We start from the raw sequence: 18,526 nt of genomic DNA, 5'->3' as shown, positions 1-18,526 counted from the left end.
CTGCCTCTATATCAAGAGACAGCCTCATCATCAGGTTTCAAAAGCCTAAAAAAACGTTATGCCAAATAGCAGGTTTAGAACTGTTTCCGGACAATTTTCAATACTTCCCGGTTACCATCTTCATGTTGCACTTCGAGATAGTACAGACCGGCAGCGAGGTAGACGTTGGCCCACCGGTGGTCTTTGGTTCCTTCCGGCAAGGTCACCTGACTAATCACCTGTCCCAAATCATTGCGGAGTATCGCATGAGCAGAGCCCTGAAGCGGCTGCTCAAAACGCAGGGTGAAGACGCCAAGTGTCGGGTTCGGGAAGACTTTAGCCTGGTAGCGCACACTTGAATCCTTACTTTGGCTACGGTTGCTTTCTATGCCTCCGGTCGGGGGTGCGAAGTTGTTCTCTACAGTGACAGTAGCAGTACAAGTGCTGCTATTGTCATTATCGTCAGTTACGGTGAGCGTAACAGTATTATCACCTACATCAGCAATACCAAAAGTAGTGATATCCAAAGCCAGCCCTGATACCCCACAGGCATCCGTGGAGCCATTTTCAATATCTGCAACGGTGATACTGGCCGAACCATTCATACCCAGCTGAATCGTCAGGTCCTGGCACTGGGCAACCGGGGCGATATTGTCCTCTACAGTAATATTGGCCGTACAGGAACTGCTATTGCCATTGACATCGGTGGCGGTGAGCGTGACGGTCGGAGCCCCTACATCGTCACAGCTAAACTCCGTTTTATCAAGACTTAGTGTAGCGATTTGGCATGCATCGTTGGAGCCGTTATTGACCTGTCCTGCGGTAAGGAAGCCTTCTCCAAATTCATCCAACTGAACGGTGAGGTCCTGGCACTGCGCCTGAGGGGCTATGTTGTCTGCCACCGTTACCGTTGAAGTGCAACTGCTGCTGTTGCCGTTGACGTCCGTGGCTGTTAACGTAACGCTCCGGATGCCCACATCACTGCAATCGAAGCTCGTCTGGCTCAGACTTAGGCTGGAAATACCACACACATCATCGGAACCGCCATCTATCTGGTCTGTGTTCAGGGCACCGTTGCCAAAGGCATCGAGCTGTACCGTAACGTCTTGGCAAAGCGCCTGTGGAGCTACATTGTCCACTACCGTGACCGTAGAAGTACAAGTGCTGCTGTTGCCATTAACGTCTGTCGCGGTCAGGGTAACGATCTGACTGCCCACATCCCCGCAATCGAAGCTCGTCTGGCTAAGGCTTAGGCTGGAAATATCGCATACATCGTTGGAACCGCCATCTATCTGGTCTGTGTTCAGGGTACCATTACCAAAGGCATCAAGCTGCACCGTCACATCTTCACACAGCGCCTGTGGAGCGATGTTGTCCACGACCGTTACGTTGGCTGTACAAGTGCTGCTGTTGCCGTTGACGTCCGTGGCTGTTAACGTAACGCTCCGGATGCCCACATCACTGCAATCAAAGCTCGTCTGGCTCAGACTCAGGCTGGAAATGCCACACGCATCACCTGAACTGCCATCTATCTGGTCTGTGTTCAGGGCACCGATACCAAAGGCATCGAGCTGTACCGTAACGTCTTGACAAAGCGCCTGTGGAGCTACATTGTCCACTACCGTGACCGTAGAAGTACAAATGCTGCTGTTGCCGTTGACGTCCGTGGCTGTTAACGTAACGCTCCGGATGCCCACATCATTACAACCAAAGCTCGTCTGGCTCAGACTTAGGCTGGAAATACCACACACATCATCGGAACCGCCATCTATCTGGTCTGTGTTCAGGGCACCGTTGCCAAAGGCATCGAGCTGTACCGTAACGTCTTGGCAAAGCGCCTGTGGAGCTACATTGTCCACTACCGTGACCGTAGAAGTACAAGTGCTGCTGTTGCCATTAACGTCTGTCGCGGTCAGGGTAACGATCTGACTGCCCACATCCCCGCAATCGAAGCTCGTCTGGCTAAGGCTTAGGCTGGAAATATCGCATACATCGTTGGAACCGCCATCTATCTGGTCTGTGTTCAGGGTACCATTACCAAAGGCATCAAGCTGCACCGTCACATCTTCACACAGCGCCTGTGGAGCGATGTTGTCCACGACCGTTACGTTGGCTGTACAAGTGCTGCTGTTGCCGTTGACGTCCGTGGCTGTTAACGTAACGCTCCGGATGCCCACATCACTGCAATCAAAGCTCGTCTGGCTCAGACTCAGGCTGGAAATGCCACACGCATCACCTGAACTGCCATCTATCTGGTCTGTGTTCAGGGCACCGATACCAAAGGCATCGAGCTGTACCGTAACGTCTTGACAAAGCGCCTGTGGAGCTACATTGTCCACTACCGTGACCGTAGAAGTACAAATGCTGCTGTTGCCGTTGACGTCCGTGGCTGTTAACGTAACGCTCCGGATGCCCACATCATTACAACCAAAGCTCGTCTGGCTCAGGCTTAGGCTGGAAATACCACACACATCATCGGAACCGCCATCTATCTGGTCTGTGTTCAGGGCACCGATGCCAAAGGCATCGAGCTGTACCGTAACGTCCTGGCAAAGCGCCTGTGGCGCAACATTGTCCACTACCGTGACCGTAGAAGTACAAGTGCTGCTGTTGCCATTAACGTCTGTTGCGGTCAGGGTAACGATCTGACTGCCCACATCTCCGCAATCGAAGCTCGTCTGGCTCAGGCTTAGGCTGGAAAGGTTGCACGGATCGCCGGAACCGCCATCGACCTGTTCGGCACTCAGGGCACCGTTACCAGAGGCATCGAGCTGTACCGTCACATCTTCACACAGCGCTTCCGGTGCGATGTTGTCTTCCACCGTGACCGTAGAAGTACAAGTGCTGCTGTTGCCATTAACGTCTGTTGCGGTCAGGGTAACGATCTGACTGCCCACATCTCCGCAATCGAAGCTCGTCTGGCTCAGGCTTAGGCTGGAAAGGTTGCACGGATCGCCGGAACCGCCATCGACCTGTTCGGCACTCAGGGCACCGTTACCAGAGGCATCGAGCTGTACCGTCACATCTTCACACAGCGCTTCCGGTGCGATGTTGTCTTCCACCGTGACCGTAGAAATACAAGTGCTGGTGTTGCCATTAACGTCTGTTGCGGTAAGCGTGACTGTATTTGTACCTACATCACCGCAATCAAAAGTGGTCTTATCCAGGCTGAGGCTGGCGAGCCCGCAAGGATCAATCTCGCCTTCGAATACCTGCCCCGGTGTAATACTTCCTGCACCGGAAGCGTCAAGTTGTACGGTCCGGTCTTCGCAGAGTGCCGCGGGAATCGTATTATCCTCCACCGAAACCGTAGCGGTACAGGTGCTGAGATTGCCATTGACATCCGTTACGGAAAGCGTGACCGTATTTTCACCCACATCACCACAATCAAATATTGTTTGATCAAGGGTCAGTTGGGAAATGCTACAGGCATCATGCGATCCATTACCAATTTGACCGGCAGTAATTGTAGCGTTTCCGGAGGCATTCAGCGCAACGGTGATGTCCTGGCAAAGCGCCTGAGGAGCAACGTTGTCCTCAACGGTTACCGTGGCGGTACAGGTGCTGCTGTTGCCGCTGTTATCGGTGACGGTAAGCACTACTGAATTGGCTCCCACATCAGTGCAGTCAAATTCGGATTGGTCGATTTCGACTCCGGCAATACTACAGGCATCATTGGAGCCAGCATTTACTTCAGTAGCAGACAAGCTAGCTATTCCAGCAGCATCCAACTGAACCGTCACATCCTGGCATAAGGCTTCAGGAGCCGTGTTGTCTACCACGGTGACTACGGCTATACAGGCACTCATGTTGCCACTGAAGTCCTCTACCGTCAGCAATACATTATTCGTACCAATATCCCCACAATCAAAGCTGGCAATATTTAGCCCTCGTTCTGCCAGGCCGCATGCATCAAAGGAGCCGTTATCAATCTGGTTTACGGAGATGAAGGCCATTCCACTTGCATCCAACTCAACGGTCAGGTTCTGGCAAACGGCTACAGGTGCGGTGTTGTCCTCAACCGTAACCTCGGCAGTGCACGTGCTGGTATTTCCGTTCTCGTCTTCTACGGTAAGGGTGACGCTTTGTCCATCTACATCACTGCAGTCCAGATTACTGATGTCCAGGCTCAGGCTCTCGATACCGCAGGCATCGTTGGAGCCATTGTCTACCTGATCAGCGGAAAGCATTACCATGCCTTCCGCATCCAAGTCCACGGTCACATCCTGGCAGAGCGCAACTGGTACTACGTTGTCTTCAATGGTTATACTAGACACACAGGTGCTTGTATTGCCGTTGGCATCAGTGACCAGCAACGGTACGGTTTGCACACCTACTTCCCCACAGCCGAATTCAATCACCGAGGGTAATTCGTCACCAAAGGCGAGACTAATACCGCAGGCATCTGCTGAACCGGCATCCAATTGTGCCGGAGTGAGAATGACCGCGCCGCCCGCATCCAACTGCAGGGTCAGATCCTGGCAGGAAGCTACGGGGGCGATGTTGTCTTCCACTGTGACCGCTGCCGTGCAGGTGCTCGTATTGCCATTCTCATCCTCTGCGGTAACCACTACCGTATTCTGACCAATATCCGCACAGTCGAACGCGCTGATATCCAGCGTAGTGCTTGCCAGGTCGCAGCCCTCAGATGGCGTGCCCACAATCTGGGCAGGCGTGATGCTTGCCAATCCATCGTTTTCCAGCTGTACGGTAATGTCCTGGCAGTCCAGGCTTGGTGCCGTATTGTCCTCAACGGTGACTGTTGCGGTGCAGGTGCTGGTGTTTCCGTGCTCATCTTCCACAGTAAGGGTGACTATTTGAGTACCAACATCAGCACAAGTGAAGGAAGTAATGTCAAGGCTCAGGGCATCAATTCCACAGGCATCATTGGATTCATCATCGATCTGAGCGGGCGTTAAGATAGCGCTGCCCAGTGCATTCAGTTCTACCGTTACATCCTGACACAGAGCTACAGGGTCTACATTGTCTTCAATTGTAATATTAGACACGCAGCTGCTGCTGTTGCCATTGGCATCAGTAACGACAAGCGGAATACTCTGTACGCCCACTTCGCCACAACCGAATTCAATCACTGAAGGAAGATCATCCCCGAAGGCGAAAGACAAGCCACAAGCGTCACTTGCCCCCCCATCTAATTGTGCCGGAGTGAGAATGACTGCGCCACCGGTATCCAGCTGTAGAGTCAGGTCCTGACAGGAAGCTACAGGCACGATATTGTCTTCCACTGTGACGATTGCGGTGCAAGAGCTTGTATTGCTGTTATCATCTGTTGCGGTTACCACTACCGTGTTCGGACCAACATCCGCACAGTCGAACGCGCTGATGTCCAGCGTAGTGCTTGCCAGCCCGCAGCCCTCGGATGGCGTGCCCACAATCTGTGCAGGCATAATGCTTGCCAATCCATCGTTATCCAGCTGTACGGTAATGTCCTGGCAGTCCAGGCTTGGTGCGGTATTGTCCTCAACGGTGACTGTTGCCGTGCAGGTGTTGGTATTGCCGTTGTTGTCTTCCACGGTCAGCGTGACTTCTTGGGAGCCAACATCCGCACAGTCGAAACTGCCGATATCTATGGCTACACTTGCCAGACCGCAAGCATCGCTGGAACCATTATTTACCTGAGCTGGCGTAAGGCTGGCATTGCCCAGAACATCTAACTCCACCGTCACATCCTGACAAAGCGCAACCGGCACCACGTCATCGATAATGGTGATATTCGAAATGCAGCTACTGCTGTTACTATTGTTGTCTGTAACCGTAAGGGTAGCTGCTTGCGTACCCACATCGCCGCAGCCAAAGGCGGTAACGTCAAGGCTTAAGACACCAATGCCACAAGCATCGTAGGAACCTGCGTCTACCTGGGCAGTGGTAAGTTCAGCCACGCCATCTTCGTCCAGCAGCAATACCACATCCTGACAAACAGCAGCCGGTGCTACAGTATCAGCAACGGTCACTACGGCACTGCATTGGCTGGAATTCCCTGCGTTGTCTTCTGCGGTAACAGTTACAGTCTGCGGACCAACAGCGCTGCAGTCAAATGTGGTCACATCCAGATTCACAGTAGCCAGCCCGCAGGCATCGCTAAGGGTGGTGGCCACCTGGGCCGCAGTAAGTTCAGCAGTACCATTGGCATCCAACTGCACCGTGATATCTTCGCAGATCAATTCCGGTGCTACCATATCCACCACCGTTGCGGTAAAGGTGCAGGTGCTGCTATTGCCGTTATAGTCCGTAGCAGAGATCGTAAGGGTATTCTCACCCAGATCACTGCAATCAAAGGTTCCAAAGTCCCAGGACCAGGATTCAATGCCACAGGCATCACTGGAGCCGTTGTCAACTTCCTCCTGCGTGATGATGGCAGTACCGGAGGCATCTAATTGCACCGTCACATCCTGGCACACCATATCAGGTCCGATGTTGTCTTCAATGGTTACCGTAGCCGCGCAGGTACTGGTATTTCCGCTATTGTCCTCCACAGTCAGGGTGAGGACCTGTTCGCCCACATCACCGCAACCAAAGATGGTGGTATCGGATGTAATGCTCAGGAGGACGCCCGGCAATCCGTTACCGGAACAAGCATCATTAGAGCCCGCATCAATTTGTTCCGGGAAGACTTCAGCTGCGCCATCATTATCCAATTCTATGGTAATGTCCTGGCATAAAGCCACCGGAGCAATATCATCGACAACGGTGACGATGGTTTCGCAGGTAGTGGTATTCCCACTTGGATCGGTAGCCGTCAGCAAGACCGGGTTAGGCCCTACATTCGTACAGTCGAATGCTGCTGTACTCAGAGACAACTGATCGTTCGGTATTGGATTACTACAGGCATCGGTTGCTGAAACCAGTACATCATCGATACTGATAGCCGCTGTGCCATTCTGATCCAAAGAAAGGGTTAGGCTTTCGCAATTCACCACTGGAGCGATGGTGTCGAGGACGGTGACCAAAGCCACACATTGGCCGGTATTTCCATAGACATCCTCGGCCGTGAGCGTCACTTCATTAGTGCCCACATCTGCACATCCAAAGGTGGTTTGATCTGCGCTCAGCGAGGCAAGACCACCAGGGCCATTACCGGATGGGCAGTTATCAGAAACGCCCCCATTGAGTGCTGCCAGGGTAGTGCTGCCGTTGCCGGAAGCATCCAGCCAAACCGTATCCGGCAGGCAGGTGACCACCGGTGCTTCATTGTCTGCTACAGTAATATCAAAAGTGCATACATCGGTATTGCCGTGGTAGTCGGTGGCGGTGTAAGCCAGCGTAGTCGTCCCAATCGGGAAAGTACTGCCCGAGCTCAACCCTGTGATATCGATTTGATTGATGTAAACCGTTGCGAGGGCATCCCAGGACAGGATAACCTTTCCGTGCCCGTAGTTGAGCCCTGTGACGTTATTTTGTGAAGTGCCGCTATTGAAAGAGCCGCCGCCGCCACCGGCACCGTACTGATCACCACCGCCGGCAGCACCGCCACCGGAGTAGCCGCCACCACCGCCACCGGGACCATAGCTTAAACCGCAGTTGTAACCACCGCCACCGCCACCGAAGCCGCCGTAGGCATCAATCGTTCCTCCAGACTGCCCGCCGAAGCCGCCGGTCTGATAAGAACGGCCGCCGGTAGAGGAACAATCGCCATTGGCGCCATCCGAAAAGAAGCCACCGCCGGCTCCGCTCATCTGTGTAGCGGTACCTGCTTCACCGCCGTTACCGGAATTACCACCGGCTCCTACCCCACCGGAAGCATTAATACCGGCAGAGCCAAATGGAGCAACTTGTCCGGGCGCGCCATCGTGGATGGTACCACAGCAGAACCCGGCACCGCCGCCACCGCCGCCAGCGATAATCAGCGGCATACCGGTATCGTGGTCTACCACAAAGGTGCCGCCGCCACCACCGTTGGATACGGCTGGTTTTTCTCCAACCAATACATCAATGACTTGCCCTGGCGTTACCACGAAAGTACCGCTCATGTAAGCCCCCAGACCACCAAATCCTACATTGGCGTCGCCGCCCTGTGCACCGTAGGCTTCAATCTTTAGGGAAGTCACCCCTTCGGGCACAACGAAAGTCTGAATCGTCCCGTTAAACTCCAGCGTATCGGAAGATACAGCTTCATCACAAACAAAAACAGCCTCGGGCAGATCGTAGGCCACTATGGCATCGCAAACACCGGGATCCGTATCTGTTGTGATGTCCCCGGGACAGATCGCTGTGGGCCCGTTGGCATCCTGAACGATGGCCATAGCGGTACAGGTGCTTGTATTGCCGTTGTTGTCCATGACCGTCAGGGTTACCGGATTAGGGCCAAAATCTTCGCAGCTAAGCGTTTCAATATTCAGTGAAAAACTACCAATGCCGCAGGCATCGGTGGAGCCATTATCAAAATCCTCAGGTACCAGCCCGTAGGCAACATCTGAGACTGGCTCTACCACAACATTTTGACATTGGGCAACGGGTGCGATGTTGTCCTCAACGGTAGCTACTGCTGTACAGGTGCTCAGGTTACCATTGATATCCGCAACGGTGAGTGTCACGGTATTCTGACCCACATCCTCACAATCAAATTGAGTCTGATTGAGGGAAATCCAGTCAACACCACAAACGTCGTTGGAGCCCGCATCAACCAGTGCCGGAGGCAGCACCCCTTCACCCGATGCGTTCAGCTGAACGGTAACGTTTTGGCAAAGCGCTTGTGGTGGGGTTTGGTCCTCCACCGTTACGGTAGCCGTGCAGGTGCCGCTATTCCCATTAACATCCGTTTGAGTGAGTGTAACGGTATTCTCACCGATATCAGCGCAATCGAAATCGCCGCGGTCAAGCGTCAGTGTTTCGGGCCCACAGGCATCAATAAAGCCGCTACTGACTTGTGCCGGTGTGACGCTGCCCAGCCCATCTGCATCCAGCGCAATCGTCACATCCTGGCATAGAGGCACGGGTGGGGTATTGTCTTCCACGGTGACGGTGGCACTGCAGAAACTGCTGTTGCCGTTCACATCGGTAACGGTAAGTACCACCAGGTTCTCGCCTACATTTTCGCAGTTAAATGTAGTGCTGCTCAGTACCATATCTTCAATGCCGCATGCATCGGTAGAACCAGCATTTATTTCATCCACAGTGAGGCTTCCCAATCCTGTACCAGACAGCACAACAGTTGCATTCTGGCAAAGCGCAGTGGGCGCTACATTATCTTCAACGGTCACCTGACTGGTACAACTGCTGCTGTTGCCATTAGCATCAGAGACCGTCAGAATGACGGTATTCGGACCAAGGTCATTACATCCGAAAGCGTCAATGTCGAGCAACAAGCTTTCAACACCACCCGGTACGGGCCCGTATGGGCAGGCATCTGAGGATCCGTTATCAATTTGAGCCGGCGAAAGGATGACCTCCCCGTTTTCATCCAATTGTGCGGTTATGTCAGCGCAGGAAGCAACCGGCGCGATATTGTCTTCTACCATGACCGTAGCATTGCAGGAACTGCTGTTCCCGTTCACATCGGTGAGCGTGAGGATGACCAGGTTAGGCCCTACATCATCGCAATCAAATGTAGTGATATTCAATCCCTGAGTAGCAATGCCACAAGCATCAATGGAGCCGGCATTGACTTGAGCCGGAGACAAAATGGCACCACCATCAGCATCCAGCTGAATGGTAGCATTTTGGCAAAGCGCGAGAGGGGCTTCAGTGTCTTCTACCGTGACGATAGCGGTGCAGGTGCTGCTGTTGCCGTTAGTATCCGTCGCTGTAAGGGTGACTTCATTTAGACCGGTGTCCGAGCAATCGAATGTAGTGACATCCAGGGAAAGCCCCGATAGCCCGCAGGCGTCTTCTGATCCATTATCGACCTGCGCGGGGGTAAGCGAGCCGCTGCCACCGGCATCCAGCTGTGCCGTCACATCCTGGCAAAGCGCCTGAGGCGGCACATTATCTTCCACAGTGACTACAGCGGTACAGGAACTGGCATTGCCATTAGCATCTACAACGGTAAGTGCTACGGTATTGGCACCGACATCCTCGCAGTAAAATGTAGTGATGTTCAATCCCTGAGTAGCAATGCCACAAGCATCATTAGAGCCCGCATCAATCTGAGCGGGTACAAGACTGGCGACACCATCTGCATTGAGTTGGATCGCAATGTCCTGGCAGAGGGCCTGCGGTACGATGTTGTCTTCCACAGTGACTGAGGCGGTACAGGTATTGCTGTTTCCGTTATTATCTATACCGATCAATGTTACTGTGTTGACCCCAACATCGCTGCAACCAAAGGTATGCTGGTCGAGGGCAAGGCTGGAAATAGTACAAGCGTCAGTTGATCCACCATCAATTTGATTCACGGTTATGCTACCGGCACCATCCGCATCAAGCTGTACCGTCAGATCGTTACACACCATCGTTGGAGGTACATTGTCTTCAACCGTCACAGTAGCCATACAGGTACTGCTGTTGCCGCTGGAGTCTGTTACCGTCAGGGCGACTTCATTTAAGCCTACATCTGTGCAGTCAAAACCTGTTAGATTGATGGAAAGGTTTTCTACGTTGCCCGGTACGGGCCCGTATGGGCAGGCATCATTGGAACCATCGTCCACCTGATTAGCGGTGAGAACTCCTAAGCCATCAGTATCCAATTGTACGGTTACGTCCTGGCAAAGTGCTATCGGTGCAACATTATCCTCTACTGTAATCAGGGCGGAGCAGGTACTGTGGTTACCGTAAATATCGGTAGCAGTCAGGGTAACGGCATTCGGCCCAATATCGGCACAATCAAAGGTTTCGGTATCTATCGTCAGATTGTCCAGACCACAGGCGTCACTAGAGCCATTATCCACCTGAGCGGCCGTGAGGCTTCCGGAGCCATTGGCATCCAATTGAACAGTCACGTCCTGGCACAAGGCTTCCGGGGCTACATTATCTTCTACAGTAACCGTTGAGGTACAGGTGCTGGCGTTCCCATTCACGTCTATGACAATTAGGGTGACCAGGTTAGGACCGATATCCGAACAGTCAAAGCTATCGTCACTAAGTACCAGGCTGGAAACGCCGCAAGCCCCGGCAGAGCCACCATCTACATCAGCAGGTGAAAGGCTAGCCGTGCCATCGGCGTCCAACTGTATGGTCACATCCTGGCAAAGGGCAGTCGGTACGATATTATCTTCTACAGTAATCTGGGCAGTGCAACTATCGGTATTTCCATTGACGTCACTGACCGTTAGGGTAACCGTTTGTGTACCCACATCGTTGCAATCGAAAGTATTCTGGTCCAGAACCAAACTTCCAATACCGCAGGCATCAGCTGATCCGGCGTCTATTTCTTCGGGGTCAAGCTGACCAGTACCTGAGCCATCGAGCTGTACCGTTACATCCTGACAAAGGGCTTGCGGTACCACGTTATCTTCCACAGTGACTACAGCGGTGCAGGTACTACTGTTACCGTTTACGTCTGTAGCTGTTAAGACCACGTTGTTTTGACCAACTGCATCGCAGCCGAAGGCCGTAATATCTAAAGAAAGGTTATCAAGACCACCCGGTGTAGAGCAGGCATCATTCGAGCCGTTGTCGATCTGGGTAGCAGTCAGGCTGGCATTACCGGTGGCGTCGAGTTGAACCGTAATACTCTGGCAAAGGGCTTGTGGTGCCACATTGTCTTCTACGGTGACGATAGCGGTGCAGGAACTGCTGTTGCCATGCGTGTCTGTTGCGGTCAGGGTTACAGGGTTCTCTCCCACGTCTTCACAACCAAAGGATTCGGTACTGAGTGAAAGCCCGGCGAGTCCACAGGCATCATTGGAACCATTGTCAACCTGTGCGGCGGTGAGCGTGGCGGTGCCGGAGTCATCCAGCTGTACCGTAACGTCCTGACACAGGGTAGTAGGTGTTAAATTGTCTTCAACGGTTACTTCTGCGTCACAGGAGCTGCTATTACCATTTACATCGGTAACGGTAAGGGTGACGGTCTGAATACCAATATCCCCACAACCAAATGAAGCCTGGCTAAGACTAAAGCCATCTAGCCCGCCCGGTACGGGCCCGTATGGGCAGGCGTCGGTTGAGCCACCATCTACCTGAGCAGCAGTGAGCGTCCCTACTCCATTGGCCGCTAACTGTACGGTCGCGTTCTGACAAATAGCTTCCGGGGCGACATTGTCTTCAACAGTGACGGTAGCGGTGCAGGAACTGCTATTGCCATTAACATCCGTTGCAGTGAGGAGGACTGCGTTATCCCCTATATAGGAGCAATCAAAAATCGCAATATTCAGGCTTAGGTTATCCAACACGCAGGCATCTGAGGAACCTCCGTCCACGGCAGCAGGAGTGATACCGCCTGTACCGTTTTCATCAAGCTGAACGGTGACTGGCTGGCACTGCACATCAGGTGCAATATTATCTTCTACGGTAACGAGTGCCGTACAGGTACTGCTGTTGCCATACTCATCTTCAGCCGTAAGGGCAACGGTTTGCGTACCCACCTGATCACAATCGAAGGCAGTGATGTCAAGGGAAAGGGATACCTCACCACAGACATCACCGGAGCCCGCATCGACTTCAGCGGGTGTCAGTGTGCCCAAACCATCGGCATCGAGCTGTACGGTAACATCCTGGCAAAGGGCTTGTGGAGCAATGTTATCCACTACAGTAGCCAGTGCGGAGCAGCTGCTCTCATTGCCACTGGGGTCCGTTACGGTTAGAAGGACCGGATTGGGCCCAATATCATCACAATCAAAATTAGTAACATCAATAGCCAACAGGTCTACGCTGCAATTATCTGTTGAACCGGCATCTACTTCAGCAGCCGTCAGGCTCCCCAGGCCATCCGCGTTCAACTGTACCGTCACGTCCTGGCAGCTGGCGATCGGATCTATGACATCCGTTACGGTGACGATGGCGGTGCAGGTATCGCTGTTGTTGTTTTCATCTTCCACAGTAAGGGTGACCAGGTTGGTACCCAGGTCCCCGCAATCAAACATATCCTGATCAAGCAGGAAGGGGCCTACCCCACCCGGTACGGGCCCGTATGGGCACGCATCGGTAGAAGCATTCTCCACATCGGCTGGCGGAAGCACGGCAAACCCGAGGGAATCCAGTTGTATGGAAACATCCTGGCAGCCGGCTACCGGTGGTACGTTATCTTCCACGGTTACGGTGGCGGTGCAATTACTGCTGTTGCCTGCCAGATCGGTGACCGTGAGCGTGACCGTATTGGTACCGACATTACCACAACCAAAGGTGGTTTCATCCAGTATTAGTGTATCCAGACAGGCATCACCCGAGCCGGCATCGATCTCCTCAGCGTCGAGGATCCCTACACCAAAAACATCAAGCTGTACCGTGGCGTCTTGACAGAGGGCCACCGGCATGATGTTATCTTCAATAGTAACTGTTGCAGTGCAGGTACTGACGTTACTGTTATTGTCCGTTACGGTAAGGGTTACCGTATTGGCACCTATATCTGTACAATCGAAAAGGGTCTGATCCAAAACAGTACTTGCGATCCCACAGAAGTCCAGAGAACTGGCGTTGAGGTCTGCCTGGCTCAGGGTCGCTTGCCCGGAGCCATCGAGTTGCAAGGTAGTGGATGCGCATTGTACCTGAGGTGCAATATTGTCTTGTACTGTGATGGTAGCGGTACAGCTATTCATGTTTCCATTCAGGTCCACTGCGGTTAGCGTGATGGTATGCTCACCAACATCCGCGCAATCAAAAGCGGTTTGGCCTATATATAAGGTGTCGAGGCCGCACGCATCACTGCTGCCTCCATCCACATCTGCCACACTGAGGGTGCCCTGCCCGTTGGCATTAAGCTGCACGGTGACAGCCTGACAGAGCACTTCGGGCACTACCGTGTCGGCTACGGTAACGATTGCGGTACAGGTTGCCGTATTCCCGTTGGTGTCCTCTGCAGTCAGGGTTACCGGATTAGCTCCAATAGAACCGCAGTCAAAATTTGTAATATCAAGTTCCAGGCTTGTTAGCCCACCCGGTACGGGCCCACCCGATACGGGCAAGGATGGGCAGGCATCTGAGGAGCCAGCATCTATGATTGAGGCAGTGATGCTTCCCAAGCCATCAGCATCCAACTGAACGGTTACGTCCTGACATAGCGCCTGTGGGGCAATGGTATCCGCTACGGTTACTGCAGCGGTACAGGTATTGAGGTTACCATTCTGGTCTTCAACGGTAAGGGTTACGGTATTTTGCCCCACGTCCGCACAGTTGAATGCAGTGGTGTCTGCGCTAAGGCTCAAAATTCCGCAAGCATCGGTTGAACCGTTATCGATATCTTCGGGTACAATACTTCCCAGCCCACCAGCGTCCAACTGAATGGTGATGTCCTGACAAACAGCGGCAGGCAGGACATTGTCTTCCACAATGACTTTAGCAATACAAGTATCGGTATTGCCGCCAACATCTTCCGCGGTTAGCGTCACAGGGTTTGTGCCGATATTGTCGCAATCGAAATCAGTTTCGGACAGGGAAAGACTAGCCAATCCGTTGGGGCAATCGTCAGTGGACCCTGCGTCCAGGTCATCTGTGGAAATTGTGACGAACCCATTCTCATCCAGCTGCACGGTAATATCCTGACATGCCGCAACCGGTGCAGAGGTATCGGCAACGGTAACGGTCCACGATCCCAGAGATACTTCAGGGCTGGTATTACAGGTACTATCGCTGGCGTAGCGCCGGAAGATAGTGGTTTGCGGCAGCTCATCCTCAGGTGTGTAGGTTGAATTATCAGCACCCGGGATAGCCGCTGTAAAGTTATCAGCGGAAGAACGCCAGGTGTAAGAAAGCTGTCCATCCCCACCCGTTGCCAGGAATTCATTTGGAATAGTGGATGGCGTGCCACCGGGGCAAATCGTTTCACCTTCGTCAGCGATCTGACCAGGATCAAAGGCGGGCAGTACGGTGACGGTCCATTCTCCAATGGCGGGAGTGGGGTCTGTACTGCAGGTCTCGTCTATAGCGTAGCGGCGGAAAGTGGTGGTTTGTGTCATGCCATCGCCCGGCGTATAGGTAAGGCCATCGGCCCCGGGTATTGGGCTGGAAAAGTTGTCTGCAGAGGAGCGCCAGGTGTAGGTGATTTGCCCATCCCCACCGGTAGCAGGAGCGGTACTTCCTATTTCCGAGGGCATACCTTCAAAACAAATAGTCTCCCCTTCATTAGCGAGGTGTCCCGGATGAAATTCGTCGAGTACGGTGACGGTCCATTCCCCATCTGATGGTGTAGGCGTGGTGCTGTAGGTCCCATCGTTGGCATAGCGACGGTAGGTGGTGGTTTGCGTCAGCCCGGCAGGCGGAATGAAGATCGGTGCGGTTGCGATAGGTATTGGATTCGTGAAGTTATCAGCGGAGGAACGCCAGGTGTAGCTGATGTTTTCATCCCCTCCACTCGCCAGGGTCACGTTGCCGATCATCATGGAAGGTGTACCACCGTAGCAGATGGTTTCCCCTCCGCTCACGATCACGCCCGGATCCAATGGGTATATACAAATATTCTCAAACCAGTATACTTCATCATCATAGTTGGCCGCGCCAAGCACATCCGGATCGCCGTCACCGTCCAGATCTACTGCGTATACCGAAATGGCACCATTGGCATTTCCATCAATAATGCTTTGCGGGGCAAATGTGCCGTCGCCCAGGTTTTCGTACCAGGCAATTTCGTCATCGTACTGAGAGGCAGACAGGACGTCAGGATCCCCATCGTTGTCCATATCCACCGCATAAACCGACAGCGCACCATTAGCGGCGAAGGAGATAATTTTCTGAGCAGAAAAAGTACCGCCCCCCAGGTTTTCGTACCAGGCGATTTTATCATCCTGAAAGGAGGCAGAGATCACATCCATGTGCCCGTCGAGGTTGATATCCGCCGCGTAGACGGATCGGGCCAGATTGGCTGAAGAAGTGATGACCTGCTTACTGCCAAAGGTACCGCTCCCCAGATTTTCATACCAGGCAATCTGATCGTCGAAACCAGAGGCGGTAAGTACGTCCATATCACCATCATTATCCAGGTCCGCAGCATAGGCATCGTAAGCACCATCTGCATCCGTTGCAATGATTTGCTCTCCGGAGAAAGCGCCGCCGCCCAGGTTCTCAAACCAGGCAATTTTGTCATCGAAAACCGAAGCCGAAAGAATGTCCAGATCGCCATCCCCGTCCAGGTCTGAAGCATTGACAGATATGGCGCCATTAGCGTTAGTAGTCAGGACTTGCTGTGGTCCAAAACTTCCACCCCCCAGATTTTCGTACCAGGCTACTTTATCATCATACCCGGAGGCAGAAAGGACATCCACATCGCCATCGCCATCCAGGTCAGCGGCATGTACAGAGAGCGTGCCGTTCATGATGGTGGAAATGACCTGCTGCGGGCCGAAGTTGCCGCCGCCAAGGTTTTCGTACCAGGCGATTTTGTTGTCGTTGAAGGAGGCTGAAAGCACATCCATATCGCCATCGCCGTCGAGGTCCTCAGCAAAGACCGCGTAAGCTCCATCGGCGAGACCGCCAGCGACAGGGGCACCCGAAAACGTGGGCTGCGGGCAGGGCTGCGCAAAAATAAGGATTGGGCTAACTAACACGAGAAAGGATGCCAGGCGCATACCTCTACTTGGTACCTTGGGTAGTAATTGTGTAAACATGTTTAACGTTTTCTCTGATCAGACCCTTTCCTAAGCGATAAGTGCCTGAAAATGAAATAAGCCCGTTCAGGTTCCCGGTACACGGGCATCCTGAGGACCAATTCAATAGTATGTTCCGAAAAGCAGGCAACACTAAGGTGTATAAGCTCCTTCGGTATGTTTGTTGAAAAATTTACGATCCAACCGAACGGATTAAAGGTTCGGCCTAAAGAACATGAATACCAAAATCCACCGGAAAAAAGAACGACTCTGCGGGGTGACACACAAACAGCACCCCACAGGCGTTGCGTAACGCGGTGGAAATCAGAAAAGGTATCAAGTTAAAGTATCAAGGTTCAGGCTATCACCGACTGCAGAAGGTTGAGTCCTGCCGCCGGCACAAGCGTAAAAGGTCAGAAGCGACCATAATCGGTTTACCGGTGATAAGGGCAATTCCAGTTGGAATCACCCACACTCAGCAAGGAAAGGAAAGCATAAAATATTCCGGTCTGCTGCCCGTCACCTTACCGGCATCGTGGCAACTCTGTAGGAATTTAGACTGATCAATTATAAGGATCAGTTCGGTTTTCATTGCTTTGGGGGCTTGCTTGCTGTATGTATGTTTGCTTGCATAAATTATTTGCGAACTTATTAAATATTTTTGGAATATCCTAGAATAGAATTCCAGTATTTATATATCGAGTAACAAATTTTCAGAACTTAAATATAGAAAACCTAGCATATCAAAGGCGAGATATTGCAGCTTATTCCTTCATTACAATGCTAAAGCTGGCTGTAAATAATGAATTATGTGGGCAATGTGCATTTACTTTTTTATTAAGTATTTCTCATGCACAGTCCCCACCGTTGCTACTAAATGGCAGACCGCTGAATTCGTAAATCCGCCGATTTATTTGGCATTTTGGAAAGCATTATGGTGTTGGTGAATATCTACTGCCCGCTCAGCCTGCTCCATATGCCGCTGATTGTGGTAAATGACCACCCGAAAGGTATCGCCCAGCCGAAGCCTGATCCATGAAGAAATAGAGATACTGGTCTTTGTCCGGGTAAGATCCACTGTTTTGGCCTGCTCCAGCAACCTCAGCAACTCCTGCTGCTGCTTCAGGAAAGTCGTAAGAACGGATTTATCCAGTTGACTGCCGACCGGGTCCATGGAAGAAAAAGTCTTCATTTTATTAAGCTTTGGTTTGGGCAGCAGGCTTTTGGCGAAGTAATTGCCGAGCCAGCCGGTCATCGACCTGTCCTTCCATGGTGAGGAACTGATTGCGGTCGAGTAAGATGGACTCATCCCAGTCCTGATGCTGACTGATGAGGTGGTGAAGGGTTTGGATGGGATGATTGGTCATTTCAGCCATTAAATTGAACACTCAATTTACCCTTAAAGCTAAGAAAATTGAAGCACCTATCAACTCAATGCTCTTCTACAACGAGACGCGTTCCAATCGACTGATAAAAAAAGCCCGGGACAATGCCCGAGCCTTATCATTTGGGTTTTTTAAGTCCTCCAACCTTTTGAAACGAGCCTATTACCGGACCAGCAGCAGTTTTTTGGTCTTAGGAGGCTGACCGGGTTCGAACAGCACCACTACGACGGCTGTATTTTGAGCACGCCATTCGGATACATTCAACATTTGTACCTGAACTCCATCCAGTCTATAACGGGCTAACTCCTGCCCCCAAAGGTTATATACGACAGCCTCGGTTCCTTCGGCCTGCCGGGAAAGCACCAGAGATGCCTCATCTCTGGCTGGGTTCGGGAAAATATCAAACTGTAGCTCACTTAGTTCGCGGCTTACCTGCTCCCAGTCAACGGGTGGCAGCCTATCGCCTGTCCGAAGCGCTGCACCCCCTCCCCCATCGAGCGAATTGGGCAAAGGCAGCGCTGCCCCAACTTC

General features: G+C 52.5%; 4 protein-coding genes. All 4 read right to left on the bottom strand.

Going from position 1 to position 18,526, the window contains the following annotated elements:
- Positions 1-74: 74 nt before the first annotated feature.
- Positions 75-16,631: an HYR domain-containing protein gene (locus IX84_RS33440; protein WP_044223987.1), complete on the bottom strand. Its 16,557-nt coding sequence runs from the start codon at positions 16,629-16,631 to the stop codon at positions 75-77.
- Positions 16,632-17,520: 889 nt separating this feature from the next.
- Positions 17,521-17,802, bottom strand: coding sequence for a DinB family protein (locus IX84_RS18190; protein ID WP_052516185.1), 282 nt, complete (start codon positions 17,800-17,802; stop codon positions 17,521-17,523).
- A 4-nt stretch (positions 17,803-17,806) separates the two neighbouring features.
- Positions 17,807-17,986, bottom strand: coding sequence for a hypothetical protein (locus IX84_RS33995; protein ID WP_052516183.1), 180 nt, complete (start codon positions 17,984-17,986; stop codon positions 17,807-17,809).
- A gap of 171 nt (positions 17,987-18,157) precedes the next feature.
- A partial coding sequence (locus IX84_RS33435) for a hypothetical protein (protein WP_044223986.1) occupies positions 18,158-18,526 on the bottom strand: 369 nt, incomplete at its 5' end.

The sequence above is a fragment of the Phaeodactylibacter xiamenensis genome (assembly GCF_000759025.1).
Lineage (GTDB): Bacteria > Bacteroidota > Bacteroidia > Chitinophagales > Saprospiraceae > Phaeodactylibacter > Phaeodactylibacter xiamenensis.
Note: the sequence above shows the minus strand (reverse complement) of the source record. Positions and strands in the feature narration are given on the sequence as shown.

Bases quoted from the DNA above. Each gene is read 5' to 3' on its own strand.
- IX84_RS33440 (WP_044223987.1), bottom strand. From the start codon at position 16,631: ATGTTTACACAATTACTACCCAAGGTACCAAGTAGAGGTATGCGCCTG.
- IX84_RS33995 (WP_052516183.1), bottom strand. From the start codon at position 17,986: ATGGCTGAAATGACCAATCATCCCATCCAAACCCTTCACCACCTCATC.
- IX84_RS18190 (WP_052516185.1), bottom strand. From the start codon at position 17,802: ATGAAGACTTTTTCTTCCATGGACCCGGTCGGCAGTCAACTGGATAAA.